Origin of the sequence: Bacillus sp. FSL M8-0166, from assembly GCF_038008825.1 — a bacterium.
GTDB classification, from domain to species: Bacteria; Bacillota; Bacilli; order Bacillales; family Bacillaceae; genus Bacillus; species Bacillus safensis.
This window is the reverse complement of the sequence record NZ_JBBOZZ010000001.1, coordinates 1,580,592-1,601,299: the sequence shown is the minus strand read 5'-3', so window position 1 is coordinate 1,601,299 and position 20,708 is coordinate 1,580,592. Positions and strand designations below refer to the sequence as shown.

Sequence of the window (20,708 nt, the reverse complement as noted above, 5' to 3'; positions counted from 1 at the left end):
ATTTTATGCAATTTAATAAAATGTCTGGGGTTATAAATCCTTTATTTTGTCATCTTATTGAAAGTCATATTTAAATAAAGTATAGTAACTTTATATGACAAAGAGGAGGATGGTTAAAGATGATGCATGCAGGAAGATTACGCCAGCAAACTTTGAACAATCAGTAATTTCATATGTTCAAAGGCTCTGTTTTCATCAAACGGAGTAAACGGGGTAGTCTGCACATTTTTAATGATCTTCAGCGGGAAAGTATGCAATTTCACTAGAAGACAGGCAGATAATTGTTCTGTCTTTTTTGTATGTTTTTAACATACAAAGAAAGGCATAAGTCTAGCTTTGTTTACTCTGACCACATAAAGTAGCCTTTTGTGGTTTTTTGTGATGATATTCTTGATGCCTATTGATCATGACTAAATGAGCAATTGGAGGAATGAATATGAATAGACTAGAATTAAAACAGTTAGCCAATCATCACGGATTAGAAATTTCAGAGAATACCATTAAAATAAATGAATCAGGTGTTGATTTTCGTGTCGCGCATGTCGAAGATTTACATGGTGATCAATGGATATTAAGAGTGCCTCGCAGACCTGAATCAATGAAACATACCTTACAAGAAAAAAAGACATTAGATCATATTAGAAAACAGGTTCAATTTCAGGTCCCTCAGTGGTCTATCTTTACAGAAAGTCTGATTGCTTATAAACAATTAGAGGGGGTACCGGCGGCTAGTATTGATGTGGAGAAGCAATCATATGTGTGGAGTTTTGATCAAACGAAAGTACCGCAAGCTTATTATGAATCATTAGGAAGAGTTTTAGCGAATGTACATTCCTTAGATCAACAGCCATTTAAAACGATCGGTGTGGAGATGCTCAGTGCTCATGAATTAAGAGGAACAATGAAACAGCGAATGGAACGTGTCAAATCGCAATACACCATTAACAGCGGTTTATGGGAGCGCTGGCAAGAATGGCTAGCTAAAGATTCTTTATGGCCGCCTTTCGTGGGAGTGAAGCATGGAGATTTGCATCCTGGCCACATTCTGATTGATGAAAATCAATGTGTGACGGGTGTGATTGATTGGTCTGAAGTGGGGGTTGGTGATGTATCTGCAGACTTTTTGTCGCATCAACTTCTCTTTGGGAAAGAAGGGTTAACAAAACTTATCCATGCGTATGAAAAAGCAGGCGGGAGAACTTGGCCAGGAATGGATGAACATATAATAGAACTTCTGACGACAAGTGCGATCACTGTGGCCGAGTATGCACAGAGATCAGGATTGAAAGATATGCATGAAACTGCAGCATACATGTTGGCAAACGAAAGCTAATCAATCAGAATGAATCCAAAAAAAGCCCCTAAAAAGGGCTTTTTTTAATCTAAATCATGAAAAAACTGTTTGAGTTGATCAATGAAAACTGATTTGGATTTTCCTTTTTTATAAATGAACTCGATATTGATGTTGAACAAATGATTCAGCATCTTCGTATGTGAAGTTTTCCCAGGATTGAAATTTTGCAATTGTGGGATTTGCTCGAATGTAAATATGCTGTTTGCATTCTTCATGTGTTAACCTCACTTTTTAATTTGTTCTTGATTTGAAAAAGTCTATCAGCCATTCAGATAGCTGCTGCTGTGCTTTGCTGACAAATCGATCTGCATAATAAATTAATTCCAAGTGACGGACAGGTGCTGGCTCAGCAATAGGAATCGAAACAATATTGGGCCACGTCGAATGTTGTTTTAGTAATCCTCTTGGCTGAATGGTTGCACCGATTCCCGCTTCAACCAGCTGCAATAGCGAAAACGCGGACCCAACCTCCATGACAGTGTCCAGTTCAACACCCTGTTCTTTACATACGTCATCTACTAAATCCCTTCCTAGATATCCCTTCGGATACATGACCAACGCATGCTGAGTCAGCTCTTTTAATGTCACTTCGCTCTTTTGGGCCAAATCACTTTCTGAATGAACAAATAATTCGTAGGGCTCACTTCCAAGTGGAATTTGAACGAGCCGCTTATCCGCAGGCCCTCGCAGTCCGATGCCGAGATCCACTTTATGCGAAAGGACTTCGTCACGAACGAAGATATTTGAATATGCCTTCAGATTGGTTTCGGGATAAAGTGTTTTAAATTCTACAAAAAGTGGAACCAGCTGAAAATCAAGATCGGAGGGGAGTACTGCGAGACGCACGGTTCCTCGTTTTTCTGATAATAGTTCTTTCATCGCATTTTTTGCATCTCTTTCAGCTTGAAGCATTTTCATGCCATATTGATAAAGCAGCGAACCAGCTTCGGTAGCAACGACCTTTTTGCCGATTCGATCAAAGAGCGGCATCCCAACTTCTGCTTCAAGCAGTCGAATTTGCTGGCTAAGTGTAGGCTGTGATATGCCTAGCTGCTCAGCAGCCTTTGTAAAATGCAAATGGTTGAATACAGCCATAAAATAGGTAATATGCCGGGTATCCATATGTCCACCTTTCATAAATGATAGTTTTTTTCTATCATCATAATACGATTTATTGTATTGATCAATGAATGCAGCAGATTTATACTCAAAGTAACCTTAACAAGATGAGAGAGAAAGAAGGGTATTGATGAAAAAAATATATTATTTAGCCGCTTTATTTTTAGCGGCATTAAACTTACGTCCGATCATTACTTCCGTGGCTTCCATGATGAGCATGATTCAATCAGAGCTTGGCGTAAACGCACTGACAGCTAGTCTTTTAACCACTTTGCCTGTTCTTTGTATGGGAATATTTGCTCCTGTTGCGACGATACTCAGCCGGCGGTTTGGTTTAGAAAGAACGCTGTTTTTCTCGATTCTTCTTATCACGATTGCCACCGCACTGCGTGGGACAAGCCAATCGGTTGCTATACTGCTCATGACTGCGTTTGCAGGGGGTGTAGGGATTAGCTTCGCGGGTCCTTTATTGTCTAGTTTTATTAAAAAATATTTCCCGAGAAATCCTGGTATCGTCAGTGTGTATTCAATTTCGATGACGATAGGTGCAGCGCTTGCTTCCGGCTTCACGATTCCAATTTATCTACGCAGTCAGCATCATCTTCCATTTGCATTGTCCTGCTGGGCTATTCTAGGGGTGGTTGCACTTATTCTATGGGTAGGTTTAGTTCGCAAAAATGAGCAGAGTGATCATATAACGTTGCCGTTAAAATTGCCGCTGAGAAACAAAAAGGCCATTCAATTCACCTTGTTCTTTGGCTTTATGTCTAGTATGTTTTATTCTTTGACGGCATGGATTTCACCGATTGCTCTTAGTTTCGGAAACAGTCCGCAATACGCTGCCATGCTCTTGACCATATTTACACTCATTCAGATTCCAGTGGCACTACTCGTTCCAGCGGTCGTTACTCGATTAGGAAAACCGAAATTATTTCTCGTCTTATGCAGTCTGTCTGAGCTGATTGGTCTCATCTTTCTTCTCCTGCCAATGCCGATCTTGCCAGCTGTCATTTTCCTAGGTATGGGTGCAGGTGGATTATTTCCTTTAGCGCTCATGTTACCGATTATAGAGACGCGTACTCCAGAGGAAGCCGGAACTTGGTCCGCCATGTCGCAGATGGGCGGGTATATCATGGGAGGATTCGGTCCGTTTTTCATTGGCTTGGTTTTCGATCTAAGCGGACATTTTTATGCTTCCATTGTGGCAATGCTTGTCATCGTCTCGTTAATGATTGGCGTTCAGTTATCAATGAAACTTGGTAGAAAAGAAGGAGAAGTGTCGAGTTAAATAATGCTGCTTCACATTTCAATAAAAATGGGGGAATTCTATTGCTCATTCGAGAGGCAAAAACGATCGATTATCCACAATTAAGACAAATCTATTTAGAATCCCGACGCCAGAGCTTTCACTGGCTCAATACAGAAGAACTCAATCTGCAAGATTTTGATCAAGATACGCAGGAAGAGCAAATTTTCTTAGCTGAGGAGAACAATAAAATCCTTGGATTCATTTCTCTATATGTACCAGATCGTTTTATTCACCTCTTGTTTGTACATCCAGAAGCTGCTGGTCAAGGGGCTGGCGATCTGCTGCTCAAACAAGCGATAAAAGTTTTGGGAACACCGGTCACCCTCAAATGTGTCTCCGAAAATCACAAAGCTTTATCTTTTTATCAAAAAAGAGGGTGGAAGGCTGTTGTAGAAGAAGGAGAACCTGGGGCGGAATACTGGGTGCTTATTTATGAATAGAAGTCATTTTATTTTATCATTTTCACGGCCCTTTATTGGGCCTTTTTGCGGTTTCTTTTCGGTGTCGAATGGTACATAAAATGATAATATATGTCATTATAGGGAAAATAGAGGAAGGGGTAAGGGCTGATGGAGAAAGTGCTTTCTTCTCACGTCGGTTTGAAAATCAATGAATGGTATTATCATATTCAAAGATTTAACGTACCGGACGCCGAAGCATATAAAGAGGAAATCAAATCAATGCTTGATCATATGGAAGAAAATCAAGATTTATTATTGTATTTCTCACTCATGGAGTTCAGACATAAATTAATGCTTGATTACTTGAATCCTTTAGAAAATGGGAAAGAGCGGGCCAACTTCAAGGAACTCGCAATGAAGATCAAAAGGGACCAAGAGAAATTAACAGGATTACTCGAGTATTACTTCAATTTTTTCTTCGGCATGTACGAATTTGAAAATTATGAATACCTAAATGCAATTACCTTCTATAAACGGGCAGAAAAAAAGCTGTCTCTTGTCAGTGACGATATTGAACGGGCCGAGTTCAATTACAAGATGGCTGAAATCTATTACCACATGAAACAAACCACATGTCCATGCACCATATCGCACAGGCGATAGAATGCTATCGAGAAAAAGATACATACACAGTAAGAGAAATACAATGTTCTTTTGTGATCGGATTAAACTATATAGATATGGGCTGCCCCGAAAAAGCAATACCCCATTTTCAACACGCACTAGAAAAAGCCGCCGACAACTCAACAAAACGATTAAAAGGATCAGCACTCTATAATTTAGGGTTGAGTTATTTTCATAACAATAACCTTTCAATGGCAATTAAATATTTTAATGAATCTATTCATTCGTTTAAAGAACAGGGATATGAGCATTTAAGCAAAATCCTTGATCCGCTGGTCATGTTGACAAAATCATACTTTAAAGATAATCAGAGTGATTTAGGTTTATATGCATTAAACTATGGGATCGAGTTAGCTGAAAAATTAAAGGATGATATTTTTATAAATACATTCATTATGTTGAAATCACTATATATAGATAACAATGTGAATCGTATAACAGAGTCAATGGCTTATTTGGAATCAAAGTCTTTTTTTGCAAATCTTGAAGATTTAGCGAAAGATGCAGCGAAGCATTATAATAAAGCAGGAGATATAGAACGCTCAAACGAATTTTACGAGAAGATTCTATATTTCCAACACCAAATTAAAAGGGGAGACTGTCTTTATGAAATTTAAGTCAGTAGCAACCGTATTTATAATTGTCAGTGTGTTAGGTGCTTTTAGCTATGTTTCGGCAAACGATATCCATAATGAAGCCCAAAGAGGACATACATCTAGTATCGGTTATTTTGCTTAAACTAAAAGAGCCTTTTTAATGGCTTTTTTGGTTTTCAATGTGCTAAGCCTTCAAAAAATGAATCGTAATAGAAAGGGAGCGGCCGTTGTCCGTTCTTTTTTGTTTTAAAGATTCAAATATTGAAAAATATGTATTTTCCATCATACACTACATTATTTTTAATATCCTACTGCATTATATTTTAAAGGATGTTACCGTTGTTTGTAAGGAATGATTGGCCAGTCTTCCAATACGAGTTGGAGGGAAATCATGAATTACAAAATTGAAATGTTAACGAATATGAAAATGGTGTATATGAGAAATATAGGGTCATATGGTAGCAAAGAGAATTTTGAGATGATGAAGAGATTTAAAAAATGGATCAAGCAACATCATTTAAATGATGAATTAAAGGAATATGGTATATATGGTGTTCCTCAAGATGATCCCAGAAAAATTCCAGCAGAAAAATGCAGATACGACCTCATGTTTATGACAAATAGAGATTTTTCAAAAGATCAAATGGTTCAGACTGGTCATTTTGAAGGAGGAAAGTATGTTGTGTTTACGGTGACACATACAACCGAAAAAGTGAATTTGTTTTTGAGACAATTGCCTCAAATGATCCAAAACAATCAATTAAACATGCGAAAGGCACCTATTATAGAGCGATATAGAGAAGAAGAAGGCGTGTGTGAATTCTTACTGCCTATCTTTTAAACACTTTATCAAACTGCAATGAAAACAGACCTCTTATGGTCTGTTTTCATGAATATTATATGTTTAAATATTCTACGACTCGTTCCTTTAAATAACGATACTGATCCTCATTCGTATCTTGAAATGCTTCTTCTCGATTTGAAGGTAGATCCATATAAACGATTTCCTCTGAGAATTGTGAAGAAGTAAAGTCGATTCTTATTCCATTCACTACATTGTAAAAGTGCCATCCGTTGGGTAATGCGGTCTTGTTTATTTTTCCGCCTAAAAGATCATGTACGACTAAAGAAGTGACACCACATTGTCCGTTTGCCGGGTTGTCTTTACTCCATTTTGAACTAGATTGAGAAGACCATGCTTTATAAAGAGCATCAATGATTTCGTCTGTCGTGTAGAGATTCATTATAAAAATCCTTTCTATATAAAAAGTGAAATGAATGTAGTATCTGTTTAGTCTATAGTAGATTTTTTTTCAATCAAAATCCAGATGCTATACTATGATTAAATCAATATTAACAATGAAGGGTCATGACAGGAGGAGCATGGTGTGATATTCATCATAGGCATTGTAATTGCTTTTATTGTTGCTATTTTAGGCTTTACTGTTTTCGTAAATGTAGGTAATGGGTTGGGAACGGTTTTTAGCATCATAGGCGCAATGGTCATTTTATGGATAGCAGGAAGGCTGCAAAGACAAAAAGAAAAGAATGATCCAAACATATTATTAGATAAAATGATGATGCTTTTTCAAGAAGACGGTTTTCAGGCTTCAACATACATCTTTTCACAAAATGTTGATAAAGGCTTTGCCATTGATGATGAGCGAAAGAAAATGCGCTTTATTACACATCAACCAGGCGGCTCATCTCGAAAATTCAGGTTTGAAGTCACTGAGCTTTCCTTGAAAGAGTTGAAACAAGTTGACATGTTAGAAGATGGTATACCGATTAAATATTCTACTGAGAGTGATAATAATGAAGAGATCTCGACACTTGAATTAAGATTAACTATGAATGATCAGGAATCATCAACGATTACGATCAACTTCCTGCAATTTGATGTGCCAGTTCGTAAGAGCGACGCCGAATATTTGACTGAACGAGAAAATCTGGAGGAAATTTATCATGAAATTGATTCAATGATGAAATCTGCGGATTAATGAAATGACTGTTCATAAAGAAGAAATCACAATTTGATGTGGTTTCTTTTTTTATGTCAATCAAGACAAAGCTGGTTCAGTCATTGCGGTTGAATGTTTTTCTCAAAAATGAATAAAGATAGACTAGACACGAAAACGAACATTGATATCAAAATGACTCATGTGATGAGGAGGAAACATACATGCAAAAGCTTTGCAGGGAAGTCTGGATTGAGGTTAATCTTGACGCGATAAAAAGAAATATCGAAGCCATTCAAGCGCATATTCCAAGGAAAAGTAAGATCATGGCTGTGGTGAAGGCGAATGCTTATGGACACGGTTCAGTGGAGGTAGCGCGGCAGGCATTAGAAAGCGGTGCGACAGAGCTTGCAGTTGCCAGCTTGGAAGAAGGCATTGTATTGCGAAGAGCAAAAATTGAAGCACCGATTCTGGTCCTTGGATTTACCCCGCTCGACTGTGTGAAAAGGGCTGCAGCTTGGAGAATTGATCTCTCCGGCCTACGTGAAGACTGGATTGTTCAAGCAAATGAGATCTTAGCGGAAGAAGAAAGTCAGCATCGCCTGGGGATTCATGTCAATGTCGATACGGGGATGGGACGATTAGGTGTACGGACAAAGGAAGAGTTGTTAGCAGTGGTAGAGGCGCTTGAAGAGAGTGAAAACCTGAGATGGGATGGAATATTTACGCATTTCTCCACTGCGGATGAGCCTGATCCTGATTTCACACTGTTGCAGCACAGCATTTTTATTGATTTTCTTCGTTTCTTAAAAAAACAAGGCATTACACTGCCCACGGTACATATGAACAATACAGCGGCTGCTATCGCGTTTCCTGAATTTAGCGCAGATATGATTCGGCTCGGCATCGGGCTATATGGACTGTATCCCTCGCAATACATTGAGAGTTTAGACGCTGTTAAGCTAGAGCCCGCTCTTAGTTTAAAAGCAAGGATTGCGTTCGTGAAGGAAATGGTGACTAAGCCAAGGACCGTCAGCTATGGGGCAACCTATGTAGCAAAACCTGATGAAGTCATTGCGACCATACCGATCGGTTACGCAGATGGGTACTCACGTGCTTTATCCAATCGAGGATTTATGCTTTTCCGCGGAAAACGAGTGCCGATTGCTGGCCGAGTCACAATGGATATGACCATGATCAGTTTAGGAGAAATGAAAGCAAAGCAAGGCGAGGAAGTCGTTATTTACGGCCGTCAAAAAGGCGGAGAAATTTCTGTCGATGAAATCGCCGAAATGCTCAATACGATCAACTACGAAGTCATCGCCACCTTAAGCCGCCGCGTTCCAAGATTTTACCGTCGAGGCGGGAAGATTATTAAAATATCGACGCCGGTGATGTATGTGTGAGTTCAATTTAAGCAGACTGCAAAATTCGATTAGCCCCCTTTACATGGCAAGGGGGCTAACTTTCACGACTTAAGCACGATACTCTTTATCTAAAATAAGAATTGGTTTAATCGTAGATCCATTTTTAGAATCTTCAAAGGCTTGTTCAATATCTTCTAATTCGTAGAATTTTGCTAGTTTCTCAACTGGGAATTGTCCATTTTTAAAGAACTTCACTAGTTTAGGAATAAGTAGTTGCGGAACAGCATCCCCTTCTATCACACCTTTTAATGTGAGAGCATTGAGCATTAGGTCATTTGTTACATTAAATGTTAAATCACGCTTTCCTACTGCTACTGTTGCACAAGTCCCTTTGACACGCAGGCAATGAAGGGCAGCTAGAGTGACTTCTGGTACACCAGTTGTTTCAAATGAGTAATGTGCACCTTTGCCTTCTGTTATTTCCTTAATTTTTTCAGCTGGATTCTCATGCTTACTGTTGATGATATGTGTTGCACCTAATTCTTTTGCTAACTCAAGGCGGCTATCATGTATATCAACGGCAATAATCGGATCACAGCCAGCGATTTTTGCTGCCATTAACCCACTTAAACCAACAGCGCCTGTACCGAACACTACAAAGCTTGTACCTGGTGCTGGAGCAAGTGAATTTAAGACAGTACCGCTCCCGGTCATTAAGCCGCAGCCGAATGGTCCTAAATAACGCAAATCGGTTTCTTTGTCTACTTTCACTACATTTTTCTCATCAACCGTAGCATATGTACCAAAAGACGATTGACCAAAAAATTGCGATACATCTTGATGATCATGTGTATGAAGTGGCGTTTCATTATGCTTATTACGACCAGAGAAATTCAAAGGCATCATGTTCTCACATCCACCTGCGTTCCCATCTAGACAATTATGACAATGACCACAATAAGCGAAGCCTAGTACAACGTGGTCTCCTTCTTGAACGGTTGTGACATTAGAACCTGCTTTGACTACAATGCCAGAGCCTTCATGTCCTAATACAGCAGGACGTGGGACAGGAAGCGTTCCATCTAATACTGTCGCATCAGTATGACAGACGCCAGATGCAACAATTTTGACAAGCACTTCATCTGCTTTTGGGTCATCTAGTAATAACGTTTGTTTCTCGAAATCTTTTTCATTTGTTGTGACCATCGCTTGAATTTCCATATCATGTGCCCTCACTTTGTATAGTATAATATTTAATAAAGTTAGATCAAATGTCACAAAAAATTCATTTCTTTATGACTAATTTGATTGTAGGTCGAAAGATTTTTCGTTTCAATCAGCAAAAAAACTTTTTTGTATAGGTTTTCAACACACAGGAATTTATGTATCTCTAATCAACATTTTTTAAAAAGTGTCTAAAGGAGGGGCCAATGATCAAAAAAGAGGATCGCCGTGTTGAGCGAACAAAAGAAACACTTCGGCAAACATTCAAAATACTAGTAAAAGAAAAAGGATATTCGCACGTAAAAGTAAAGGATATTGTGGAAAATGCAAACTATAATCGGACGACGTTTTATGTGCATTATGAAAGTAAAGATGAACTAGCAGCAGATTTTATTTATCGGGAAATGGAAGATTTCGAATATGAATTTTGTAAGCCGACTCGTGAAAATCCCCTGTTAGACTTAACTCGCATGAAACCAGAGGGCACCTATGTATTTCAATATATCGTCGAAAATCGCGACTATTATGATTTATTAGTTATGGAAGATCGCATCCCGCAAATACAAGAACAATTGCTTAAGAAAATACAATACATCTTCCAAAATAGAATGTCGTTTGTGAGTGATCAGTATGCAGAAATCAACGACAGTTATTTTATCCAATATCGTTCATACGGCATCTTTGGTTTTATCATTGAATGGATTAGAAATGACTACAATGCGTCCCCCTCTGAAATGGCACGCCGCATTATCAATTTATTATATAATCAATCCTCACTCATGATTGAGCTGAATGGCGATGAACCGATTATTAAACGTGATGCTTAGAACATATCTTCACCACACAATATATTTAGATGATTGAATGAATGACTTTTGATGTTGAGTCAATTGATTTATTAAATGAGAGTGAAGCCCCTAAATTTTCATTGAAGAAGATGTAAAATTATATTTTTGCATTTGAGGTACTCATGTGCTTTATCGAATTAAGAATTTAAGCTTTTGGTGCAAAAAAGATAAAGTAAGCCTGAGAGGTCTTCATTTGCGTTTATCGAAAGATATATTCAGAGAGAAAAATACAGATAAGTTTGATATATGTAGAAAGATATTAATAGAAATGTGTGCATCCTGAATTTATGATGGGACACAATTGTAAAATTTAAATGTTATTACAAATATGTCGATAAAAGGAGGGATATTTAAGATTTGGAGGAATGAAATAATGAAAAAAGGTTTATTCTTAGTGCTTTTGACTATTTTTATGATGGTCACAATTCATCCGTTAAAAGCTCATGCTGCTGAAACAAATGGGTGGACGAAGCGAGCGGACTTACCGGAAGAGCGTATCGGAGCAAGCGTAGGAGTAGTTGAGGGAAAAATATATGTATTCGGTGGAGCAAGTCAGCAGTCTAAATTCAACAATTCGACATATATGTATGATCCTAAAACTGATTTGTGGTCAGAAAAAGCAAGTATGCCTAGATTAAGAACAGGAGCTGCCTACGCAACAGTAGGTAAAAAAATCTATGTTATTGGCGGTCTTACTGATACAACTAAAACAGTTCACAAAACCATCGATGTTTATGATACGGAACTAGATCAATGGACAGAAGAACCAATTAAGATGCCTGAGAAATTTATATATACATCTTATATAACTGGTTCCTTAAGAGCAGTTACAGTTGGAGAAAAAATTTATATAGTAGCATCTTTATCAAGCTCTCAAGTAAATTTTTATTCCTATGATACGGTAAGTGGAGAGTGGGAAAGCTTAGATAATTCTCAATTAGCTCCTCGTCAGGGTAGAAGTATTTCAGAGATAAATGGAAAGTTATATATTGCTGGTGGTGAGGCTAATGTTAGCCGAGCGAATGATAAAGATATATTAGAATATGATATGGCGCTAGGGAAGTGGCAACGGTTAAAGGATGTTCAATTAAATTCTTTTGCATATGAAGCTGCTTATGTGACATACAATCATAAATTATTTACAATTGGCGGTCAGCGAATTGGAGATAGATCGAGTAAATTACTAAAACAAGTTCAGATATTTGATCCACAAACTAGTCAAGTCAAAGATTCCTTATATGAAATTCCTGAAGGTAGAGTTGGATCTGTGGCAGTTATTGCTGATGATCAATTATATGTTATTGGTGGAAGAGATTATGCTGAATCAATTGGTAGTCATTCTGTCAAAAACAATTTTAAATCTGTTATTTCTATTCCATTAAAAGATCTGCAAAAAGTGTCAAAGGATCAGGATGAAACAAAACCAGGTGATGGTTCAACAGAAGAACCAAAAGATCAGGACGGAACAAAGCCAGGTGACGACACAACCGAAGAACCGAAAGATCAGGACGGAACAAAGCCAGGTGACGGCACAACCGAAGAACCAAAGGATCAAGACGGAACAAAACCAGGTGATGGCACAACTGAAGAACCAAAGGATCAAGATGGAACAAAGCCAGGTGAAGAAGCAACAAAAGGTATACTTTCAATTACCATGATAAACGGGCTGCAAAAGGATTATCTGCTCTCAATGAAAGAAATCAACGATTTTCTTAACTGGTATAAAGAAAGAAGCTTTGGAATTGGTATGAACTTCTATGAAATCAATGATGAACACAATAAAGGTCCTTTCACAAGTAAGAAGGATTACGTCGTGTACCAAAATATCTTAATGTTTGATATCAAGCAATACTGAAATTCATAAATGATAAAGCTGCTGATAAGAGATCAGCAGCTTTAATTTTTATAAAATTGTTAAAATTAGGATTAACGTCATGAAAAAATGTGATATCTTTTAAAAAATCTGCTAAACATCCTATAACCACATCCGATAATAGAATTGTCAGGGTTGATAAGCCCTAGAATAAAGGACTTTTTTCAGACAAGGACGTCTGTCAGGTCCCACATACATGGAGGTAATAGAAAATGAGAATTAACCACAATATCGCAGCACTTAACACATTAAACCGTTTGTCTGCAAACAACGGTGCGAGCCAAAAGAACATGGAGAAACTTTCTTCTGGTCTTAAAATCAACCGTGCAGGAGATGACGCAGCAGGTCTTGCGATCTCTGAAAAAATGCGTGGACAAATCCGCGGATTAGAAATGGCGTCTAAAAACGCACAAGACGGTATCTCTCTTATCCAAACAGCTGAAGGTGCATTGACTGAAACTCACTCAATCCTTCAACGTGTTCGTGAACTAGTTGTACAAGCTGGAAACACTGGTACACAAGATGGAACTGACCTTGGTGCAATTCAAGAAGAAATCAACAATCTAGTTCAAGAAATTGGTAACGGTACTGATAAAAATGGTATCTCTGACCGTACTGAGTTCAACGGTAAAAAGTTGTTGAATGGTGATTTTGCTGATGGTACAGCTACATTAACTTTCCAAATTGGTGCAAACAAAGCTCAAAAATTAGATGTAAATATCGAAGCAATGTCTTCTGACAAACTTGGTGCTACTCAAGCAGATGGAACTCTTGTAGCTGGACAAGCGATCTCTAACCTTGATGTTACACAATTCGCTGCTCCTACACCAACACTTACATTTGATCAACAACTAGACATCGTAGATGGTGCAATCAAACAAGTTTCAGATCAACGTTCTAAACTAGGTGCGGTTCAAAACCGTCTAGAGCACACAATCAACAACCTTGGTGCTTCTGGTGAAAACTTAACAGCTGCTGAGTCTCGTATCCGTGACGTTGACATGGCGAAAGAAATGAGTGAGTTCACAAAGAACAACATTCTTTCTCAAGCGTCTCAAGCAATGCTTGCACAAGCGAACCAACAGCCACAAAACGTACTTCAATTACTACGTTAATGACAGGCCCCTTATGGGGCTTTTTTGTTCGTATTCATTAATAAAGGCTATATGATAATCATTTGAACGAATAACAGAATTGAAATCTTTATAAAACTAAATAGTGAATAAAGATATATAAAATTGATCAATAAATATGAAAGAATGTTAAACTTCCTGTGAAATAATCCGATAAAAGAATTGTCAGGGTTGATAAGCCCTAGAAACAAGGACTTTTTTCAGACAAGGATGTCTGTCAGGTCCCATATACATGGAGGTAATAGGAAATGAGAATTAACCACAATATCGCAGCACTTAACACATTAAACCGTTTGTCTGCAAACAACGGTGCGAGCCAAAAGAACATGGAGAAACTTTCTTCTGGTCTTAAAATCAATCGTGCAGGAGATGATGCAGCAGGTCTAGCAATCTCTGAAAAAATGCGTGGACAAATCCGCGGATTAGAAATGGCTTCTAAAAACGCACAAGACGGTATCTCTCTTATCCAAACAGCTGAAGGTGCATTGACTGAAACTCATGCAATTCTTCAACGTGTTCGTGAACTAGTGGTTCAAGCTGGAAATACTGGTACACAAGATGGAACTGACCTTGGTGCAATTCAAGAAGAAATCAGTAACCTTGTCAAAGAGATTGGCGGCGGTACGGATGGAAATGGTATTTCTGATCGTACTGAATTCAACGGTAAAAAATTGTTGAATGGTGACTTTGAAACAGCTACATTAACTTTCCAAATTGGTGCAAACAAAGCTCAAAAATTAGATGTAAACATCAAAGCAATGTCTGCTGATAAACTTGGAACAGACCCAGCTGATGCTACTAAAACAGTGTCTGCTATTAAAGTAACTGATTTTGCAACTACTAGCTTCGATGATCAACTAGATATCGTTGATAATGCAATTAAACAAGTTTCAGACCAACGTTCTAAACTAGGTGCGGTTCAAAACCGTCTAGAGCACACAATCAACAACCTTGGTGCTTCTGGTGAAAACTTAACAGCTGCTGAGTCTCGTATCCGTGACGTTGACATGGCGAAAGAAATGAGTGAGTTCACAAAGAACAACATTCTTTCTCAAGCGTCTCAAGCAATGCTTGCACAAGCGAACCAACAGCCACAAAACGTACTTCAATTACTACGTTAATGACAGGCCCCTTTATGGGGCTTTTTTTTATGTTGTTTTTTCTTCGAATTTCCTCCAGTCTTATGATTCTTAAATCCCTCTGATAAATCATGAAAAATGACCTTTAAATTTGGCATACTCTAGCGAAACGATCATAGTGAATGAGACTTTATCCTTATTTATTCCTTTTTTGTTAAACATATTCCATTAAGGTTCGATAAATGGATTGTAAGGCTTACAAAAAAATTCTAATTTAGAACTTTTGGATAAGGACGTCCAATTGGTTCAAACACATGGAGGTCATTTAACATGAGAATTAACCACAATATCGCAGCACTTAACACATTAAACCGTTTGTCTGCAAACAATGGGGCAGGACAAAAGAACATGGAGAAGCTTTCTTCTGGTCTTAAAATCAACCGTGCAGGAGATGACGCAGCAGGTCTAGCAATCTCTGAAAAAATGCGTGGACAAATCCGCGGATTAGAAATGGCGACGAAAAATGCACAAGACGGTATTTCTCTTATTCAAACCGCTGAGGGAGCATTGACTGAAACTCACTCAATCCTTCAACGTATTCGTGAACTAGTTGTACAAGCTGGAAACACAGGTACTCAGGATGATACAGATCTAGGTGCGATTCAAGAAGAAATTGATGCGCTAGTTCAAGAAATTGGTAACGGTACAGATAAGAACGGTATTTCTGACCGTACTGAATTCAACGGAAAGAAACTTCTTGACGGTACTTTTGCTGCTGAGCCAGAAGGCGGAGAAGCGAAGAAACTAACTTTCCAAATTGGAGCTAACGGTGCGCAGCAATTGTCGGTTCATATTGAAGCAATGTCTGCTGATAAACTTGGAGTTGAGGATAAAACAGTTTCTACTATTAAAGTAACTGATTTCGCCGAAATTGCAGCAGATGAAGAAGGTGGATTTAACGACCAATTAGCAATCATTGATGGAGCCATCAAACAAGTTTCAGATCAGCGTTCTAAACTTGGTGCAGTCCAAAACCGTCTAGAGCACACAATCAACAACCTTGGTGCTTCTGCTGAAAACTTAACAGCTGCTGAGTCTCGTATTCGTGACGTTGACATGGCGAAAGAAATGAGTGAGTTCACAAAGAACAACATTCTTTCTCAAGCGTCTCAAGCGATGCTAGCACAAGCAAACCAACAGCCACAAAACGTACTTCAATTATTACGTTAATGAAAAAGCCCCATTAAAGGGGCTTTTTTTATTTCAATTGAATGACAGCAAGTGCTCTAGACGAAAATCAGGAACCGCTTCATGGAAAAAAGCTCGGTTGTCTTCATCGTTCTTTTGATCCCATTGCTTCCACCATTCGGCGGTTTCTCCAGAGGTGTCAGCTTGAATCATGTTGTGCAGCTGTTCTAAGTTAATGATTTCTCTCGGTTCTGTTAAGAAAGAATGCATCCGGTGATACGCCTCAAGACATTCAGGCTGTTTTGTGACAATGGCGTATTGTACGTAGCGATTTAAAAATTCTTGTACGAACGTCAAGTGGGGGATGGTTGTTTCTCCTTTTAACTCGACGCCGTCCCACGCCATATCAGCAATCGCACAAAGCCACCAGCCAAGTTCACTCGCGTGCTGCATTTGTTGTAATGCGTCCTTTTCAAAGGATAGCCGCTCATTTTTTTGTGCTTGTTTGAGCATACGGTCAAGTGTTTGTGCTTCAAGAGCTGCTTTGGTCATGCCCTGTCCATGAATGGGATCTAACGTACACAAGGAATCGCCCATCACCAATAATCCACTTGGCCAATCCTGCATTTGTTCATAGTGATGTCTTACGCAAGAAGGGACTCTAAATCCTTTTGGTTTTGTAAAGGGCGTTAAATGGGTGATGGCTTCTGCTATCGCGGGATGAGTCAGTGCAGCGGTTTCTGAATCAAATTGAGCATCATCCGTTGTTGGATAATGTGAACCGCCAGCTGTAGAAAGAAGAACAGCTACTAAATCATGATCTACCCGTTCAAACAGTCCTGTTGGGATTTGTTTATGAGGCTGTCCAACTACGACCATTGATTGCAGGTATGGCGCACCTGGAGGTATTTGGTAGTATCTTGTGCTGTAGCCTAGAAACACACTTAACTCATCAGTCTGTGGTAAGGTCAATCCAGCGTCTTTCAGCCATTTTGGCAATTTAGACATTCTTCCAGACGTATCAATCACTAAGTCTGCTTTCATTTCATGAATGCTTCCAGGCTTTATTTGCCGGTCCTTCACAATGAGCCCCATGACCTGATTTGTTCCTTCTTTAAACTGAAGCGAGATGGCTTCATGTTTTTCTAAAAATTGCACACGTTCCTCTTTTAACATTCTTTGCATCAACACCCACTCTAGCATCGCGCGTCTTGTGACGGCGGTTTCTTCTGTATCAGTGAGCGTTAACTCGCCATCTTTTGTGATAAATCGAGAGGTTTGATGCATTGTATTAAATCCGTCCATTGCCAGTAACTCTTTTGTATAACCAGGGAATAGACGTTCAACGATTTGCTTGCCAAGTGGCAGCATTCTATGTGGATGAAAGGCTTGAGGAGTGCCGAGACGATTCTCAGGAGAGTCTGGCAGTTCATCCTTTTCAATCATCAATACTTGATGATAATACGTTGATAAAATTTTTGCAGCGAGCATCCCGGTGATACCTCCGCCAATGACGATTGCCCGCTCATATTTCATGCGTTGTGTCACAACATGCGCCTCCAATGAATACATAAAATGGTTACATGACCATTTCATCATATGTTGATTGATTAATTATAGCAAATTTACGTTTGAATATAGAAAGGAAAAGTATTGCTTTTTACTCGTAAATATGAAAATTTTCTTCAATTATCATTATTATTTTTAAAAGTAACTATTAATTTAAGAAGAACGACCGATAAACTATATAAGGGGGTAGAAAAATTGGATATACTACAGAGTATTGTGACAGCAGCACCTTATATGATGCAGATTTTAAAAAACGAAGTGACGATGGGTGTCATTGATCGAGAGAAATTCTTGCTGTATTTGCCATCGAAAGATGTGGATTTTCAAATTCGAGCTGGAGAACTCATTAAGCCAGATGATTTAAATATGAAAAAAGCGCTCAGAGGTGAGACATCAAGTATGTTTGTGCCTGAATCGGTTTACGGAATACCATTAAATGCAATGGGTCTGCCAATTTTTGATGAAAATCAACAAGTTATCGGCGCACTCGCTTTAGGTTTTCCGATAAAAAATCAATTAGAGCTTGAAGCATATATGGAGTCATTAAATGACATCATTCATAGTATTCAAGAAAAGGTGCATGTGGTGGCGGCGCATTCAGAGGAGCTTTCTGCGACAAGTGAGGAAATGACCTTACAAACGCAGCAAACACTTGAAAGCTCGAAAAAAACATCCGATATTACAAAAATGATTAAAGGTATTTCGAAACAGACGAGTTTGCTAGGATTGAATGCGTCAATCGAAGCAGCCAGGGCAGGAAAAGAGGGTGCTGGTTTTAGTGTTGTAGCAAGTGAGGTTCAAAAGCTTTCAAGTGAAACTTCACGTGCAACAGAAAACATCGAAAGCTCATTGCAAGGAATTTCCTCCAATATACATACATTACTTGAGAGTATGGGGCATATGAAAGGTTCATCAGCAGAGCAAGCTTTACTTGTGACAGAGTTTAGCGAAATCGTGGAACGATTGACAATCGTAAGTAAAGAAATGAAAGAATTCATGCAGCATGTAATGTCAACGTAAAAAACGAATCCAAAAGGGATTCGTTTTTTTGATGCGCTATTTTCTTTTGTTCCGATCAAAGCGATAATCGTATGTTTCTCCCTTTACCACATTTAAAAATTCATGCCCAATTTGAACAAGCTGTCCATTTTTCCATTTGATGAGGGGGTCTTTATCAGGGTATTTCCAGTAAATCGTTTTCTTTCGGTGGGTGAGTTTGTTTTCAATTTCTGCTCTAACTGCGTTCTCCTTTAGTTTCCCTCCGCTATGTTGATAGGTATTGATGATATATGTTCCGTCAGGTGATGTCATCGAGCGGATAAAGGTTCCGTGAGATACGCCTTGAAGAGAAAAGCATTTCCAGTAAATGATGCCAGCGAAGCTAAGGAATAAGATGACAAGGGTGATGGTAGTTTTCTTCTTTAACATGAATTCCTCCAGATGTAGATCACAATATTTCTAATTTATGAGAGAGAATGCAAAAAGATTCATATAGTCCAAAAGTTCTATTCTTTTCAATTATCGGTCATTTTTTCTCAAAATTCAACAGATAGCCGTAAAGATAAGGAAAATTTAAGGATGTTTCATGTCGATAGATCGTTCGAAATCCCTTTACAAAAGAATTTGAGATCAGTAGACTTATGCTCATATAGAGAAATGGGGAAGATGGAATGACGCAAATCATTGATACATATCAAAGTTATGAAGAGCTTTCCGCTCATGAAAGAGAAGGAATCGACTATCAAATTCTTCATGAGTGGAAAGGTGACCAGCTTTTAATTTTGTCCCCTCATGCCGGAGGAATTGAATCTGGCGTGAGTGAGCTCATTCATGAAATCGCAAGTGATGATTCTATGTATTTATTTGAAGGCCTTAAAGTGAAAGGCAATCATGTGCTTCACATTACAAGCACACGTTTCGATGAGCCGGTGTGCCTTTCTCTAGTGCATACCCATCACTATACGTTTGCGCTCCATGGCTACGGGGAAACAGAGGAGCTTCAAACATTAGTGGGCGGTACAGACAGAGAAAGAGCGGCAGAAACAGTGAAACGTTTAACGCTTCATGGATTTCCCGCAGTGCTGCTATCTGAATCTGATCGCTATTCTGGAACACATCCTCACAATATTAATAATCAATGTCTGACCGGAAAAAGTGTACAACTTGAAATCAGTCAGGCGCAAAGAAGAGCATTCTTTCAAGACTTCAGACGGCGCTATCGACGTGAAACGCAAAATGAGCAATTTTATCGGTACACAAATGTACTCAAGCAAGTATTAAACCTTTATGAATAAACTCCTGTTGTGCCCTATGCAGAAGAGGCTTACGTTTGATAAACAGCTTCTTTTTCCGCGACCTTTTCGGCTTTCATTAAATAAGATGTAAACTCTTGTTGGAAGCGAATGCCTGCTTTCCGCTGTTCGAATAAGGCCAGCCGCTTTTCAGCAAAAGCCCAGGTGACGTGAAATGTTTGCGCAATGTGCAAAATGGCTTGCTGCCGAAGGCTTGGAAGCTTCATTTTCAGCAGCATAAAGGTCGGTACACAAAAGTGATACATGAATTGTTTTGCCTGAAACTCTTGCAGTTCTCGAAAGAGTTTGTGCATCTTGAAATGATTGCCTGCATGCTTCAGCACATGACAAAGCTCGTGAGCAAAATCCTGCCATTGTTCCTCTGAAGATAGAGATCTGTTTAATATAATACTGTAAAGACCTTGATGCTTGATCATCATGCTGCCAGTATCCTCATAATGTACCCATACATGAAATTCAGAAGCGATCCTTTGCATGTCTCTATAAGCAGGACCGCTTATTTGTAATTTGGCATATAACCGCTTAATCTCTTCTTCTAAATGGGTTAAAAAACCAGTCATTTAAAAACCTCCAAGCAAACGTATGTTCTATTTTTGACGTAAAAGAAAAGTCCATATAGGACTAAATAGCTAATGAAGCTATTGCTTACTTTTAATATCGGCTTATTTTTAACAATTTTAACATAAAATCAAGG

The 20,708-nt window shown here is 38.7% G+C and carries 20 protein-coding genes and 1 pseudogene; 15 read left to right on the top strand and 6 right to left on the bottom strand.

The window, feature by feature from the left end:
- Nucleotides 1-436: 436 nt before the first annotated feature.
- A complete protein-coding gene (locus NSS92_RS08515; protein WP_340867331.1) occupies nucleotides 437-1,333 on the top strand; it encodes a macrolide 2'-phosphotransferase in 897 nt (298 codons plus the stop codon).
- Nucleotides 1,334-1,585: 252 nt separating this feature from the next.
- Here the strand turns inward: NSS92_RS08515 and NSS92_RS08510 are convergent, their stop codons facing one another.
- Nucleotides 1,586-2,491, bottom strand: coding sequence for a LysR family transcriptional regulator (locus NSS92_RS08510; RefSeq protein WP_324290781.1), 906 nt, complete (start codon nucleotides 2,489-2,491; stop codon nucleotides 1,586-1,588).
- Between the two features lie 112 nt (nucleotides 2,492-2,603).
- Here NSS92_RS08510 and NSS92_RS08505 point away from each other — a divergent pair, with 112 nt between their 5' ends.
- The 5 genes and pseudogenes from NSS92_RS08505 to NSS92_RS08485 all read left to right on the top strand — a co-directional run bounded on the left by NSS92_RS08505 (nucleotide 2,604) and on the right by NSS92_RS08485 (nucleotide 6,304).
- Entirely contained in the window at nucleotides 2,604-3,761 is a 1,158-nt protein-coding gene (locus NSS92_RS08505) for an MFS transporter (RefSeq protein WP_340867330.1), read from the top strand.
- 41 nt (nucleotides 3,762-3,802) lie between these two features.
- Nucleotides 3,803-4,222 carry a GNAT family N-acetyltransferase gene (locus tag NSS92_RS08500; protein WP_087977363.1) on the top strand — a complete coding sequence of 140 codons (420 nt, stop codon included), beginning with the start codon at nucleotides 3,803-3,805 and terminating at the stop codon, nucleotides 4,220-4,222.
- A 129-nt stretch (nucleotides 4,223-4,351) separates the two neighbouring features.
- Nucleotides 4,352-5,484 (top strand): annotated as a pseudogene (locus NSS92_RS08495) (response regulator aspartate phosphatase).
- On the top strand, nucleotides 5,474-5,605 hold the full coding sequence (locus tag NSS92_RS08490; RefSeq protein WP_267586051.1) for a hypothetical protein: 132 nt from the start codon (nucleotides 5,474-5,476) through the stop codon (nucleotides 5,603-5,605). The pseudogene NSS92_RS08495 and the gene NSS92_RS08490 overlap by 11 nt, the downstream one beginning before the upstream one ends.
- Before the next feature lie 249 nt (nucleotides 5,606-5,854).
- Entirely contained in the window at nucleotides 5,855-6,304 is a 450-nt protein-coding gene (locus tag NSS92_RS08485) for a GyrI-like domain-containing protein (RefSeq protein ID WP_267586052.1), read from the top strand.
- A 55-nt stretch (nucleotides 6,305-6,359) separates the two neighbouring features.
- Here NSS92_RS08485 and NSS92_RS08480 read toward each other — a convergent pair whose 3' ends face one another.
- A complete protein-coding gene (locus NSS92_RS08480; RefSeq protein WP_340867329.1) occupies nucleotides 6,360-6,707 on the bottom strand; it encodes a YunG family protein in 348 nt (115 codons plus the stop codon).
- Nucleotides 6,708-6,851: 144 nt separating this feature from the next.
- On the opposite strand from NSS92_RS08480, the gene NSS92_RS08475 reads away from it, so the two are divergent.
- The gene (locus NSS92_RS08475; protein ID WP_340867328.1) at nucleotides 6,852-7,463 is read left to right on the top strand and encodes a GlsB/YeaQ/YmgE family stress response membrane protein; all 612 of its coding nucleotides are present in this window, start codon (nucleotides 6,852-6,854) and stop codon (nucleotides 7,461-7,463) included.
- A 182-nt stretch (nucleotides 7,464-7,645) separates the two neighbouring features.
- Entirely contained in the window at nucleotides 7,646-8,827 is a 1,182-nt protein-coding gene (gene alr, locus NSS92_RS08470) for an alanine racemase (RefSeq protein WP_340867327.1), read from the top strand.
- 69 nt (nucleotides 8,828-8,896) lie between these two features.
- Here alr and NSS92_RS08465 read toward each other — a convergent pair whose 3' ends face one another.
- Nucleotides 8,897-10,009 carry an NAD(P)-dependent alcohol dehydrogenase gene (locus NSS92_RS08465; protein ID WP_340867326.1) on the bottom strand — a complete coding sequence of 371 codons (1,113 nt, stop codon included), beginning with the start codon at nucleotides 10,007-10,009 and terminating at the stop codon, nucleotides 8,897-8,899.
- Between the two features lie 209 nt (nucleotides 10,010-10,218).
- Between NSS92_RS08465 and NSS92_RS08460 the strand changes: the two genes are divergently transcribed.
- The 5 genes from NSS92_RS08460 (at nucleotide 10,219) to hag (NSS92_RS08440) (ending at nucleotide 16,175) form a co-directional block, all read left to right on the top strand.
- Nucleotides 10,219-10,839 (top strand): TetR/AcrR family transcriptional regulator, encoded by a 621-nt coding sequence (locus tag NSS92_RS08460; protein WP_024424970.1) that lies wholly within the window; start codon nucleotides 10,219-10,221, stop codon nucleotides 10,837-10,839.
- A gap of 394 nt (nucleotides 10,840-11,233) precedes the next feature.
- Complete coding sequence (locus tag NSS92_RS08455) at nucleotides 11,234-12,715, top strand: Kelch repeat-containing protein (RefSeq protein ID WP_340867325.1); 1,482 nt, start codon at nucleotides 11,234-11,236, stop codon at nucleotides 12,713-12,715.
- A 230-nt stretch (nucleotides 12,716-12,945) separates the two neighbouring features.
- Nucleotides 12,946-13,848, top strand: a complete 903-nt coding sequence (hag, locus tag NSS92_RS08450) for a flagellin Hag (RefSeq protein ID WP_267586058.1) — start codon at nucleotides 12,946-12,948, stop codon at nucleotides 13,846-13,848.
- Nucleotides 13,849-14,114: 266 nt separating this feature from the next.
- Complete coding sequence (gene hag / locus NSS92_RS08445) at nucleotides 14,115-14,987, top strand: flagellin Hag (RefSeq protein ID WP_214755248.1); 873 nt, start codon at nucleotides 14,115-14,117, stop codon at nucleotides 14,985-14,987.
- A 288-nt stretch (nucleotides 14,988-15,275) separates the two neighbouring features.
- Nucleotides 15,276-16,175, top strand: coding sequence for a flagellin Hag (gene hag / locus NSS92_RS08440; RefSeq protein WP_060596062.1), 900 nt, complete (start codon nucleotides 15,276-15,278; stop codon nucleotides 16,173-16,175).
- A gap of 33 nt (nucleotides 16,176-16,208) precedes the next feature.
- Here the strand turns inward: hag (NSS92_RS08440) and NSS92_RS08435 are convergent, their stop codons facing one another.
- Nucleotides 16,209-17,681, bottom strand: coding sequence for an NAD(P)/FAD-dependent oxidoreductase (locus NSS92_RS08435; RefSeq protein WP_340867324.1), 1,473 nt, complete (start codon nucleotides 17,679-17,681; stop codon nucleotides 16,209-16,211).
- Nucleotides 17,682-17,897: 216 nt separating this feature from the next.
- On the opposite strand from NSS92_RS08435, the gene NSS92_RS08430 reads away from it, so the two are divergent.
- Entirely contained in the window at nucleotides 17,898-18,722 is an 825-nt protein-coding gene (locus NSS92_RS08430; RefSeq protein ID WP_267586060.1) for a methyl-accepting chemotaxis protein, read from the top strand.
- A gap of 36 nt (nucleotides 18,723-18,758) precedes the next feature.
- Here NSS92_RS08430 and NSS92_RS08425 read toward each other — a convergent pair whose 3' ends face one another.
- A complete protein-coding gene (locus NSS92_RS08425) occupies nucleotides 18,759-19,130 on the bottom strand; it encodes a DUF5412 domain-containing protein (RefSeq protein ID WP_340867323.1) in 372 nt (123 codons plus the stop codon).
- A 242-nt stretch (nucleotides 19,131-19,372) separates the two neighbouring features.
- On the opposite strand from NSS92_RS08425, the gene NSS92_RS08420 reads away from it, so the two are divergent.
- Nucleotides 19,373-19,996 (top strand): poly-gamma-glutamate hydrolase family protein, encoded by a 624-nt coding sequence (locus tag NSS92_RS08420; protein ID WP_340867322.1) that lies wholly within the window; start codon nucleotides 19,373-19,375, stop codon nucleotides 19,994-19,996.
- 29 nt (nucleotides 19,997-20,025) lie between these two features.
- Here NSS92_RS08420 and NSS92_RS08415 read toward each other — a convergent pair whose 3' ends face one another.
- Nucleotides 20,026-20,574, bottom strand: coding sequence for an ImmA/IrrE family metallo-endopeptidase (locus tag NSS92_RS08415; RefSeq protein ID WP_048238591.1), 549 nt, complete (start codon nucleotides 20,572-20,574; stop codon nucleotides 20,026-20,028).
- Between the last annotated feature and the right edge of the window lie 134 nt (nucleotides 20,575-20,708).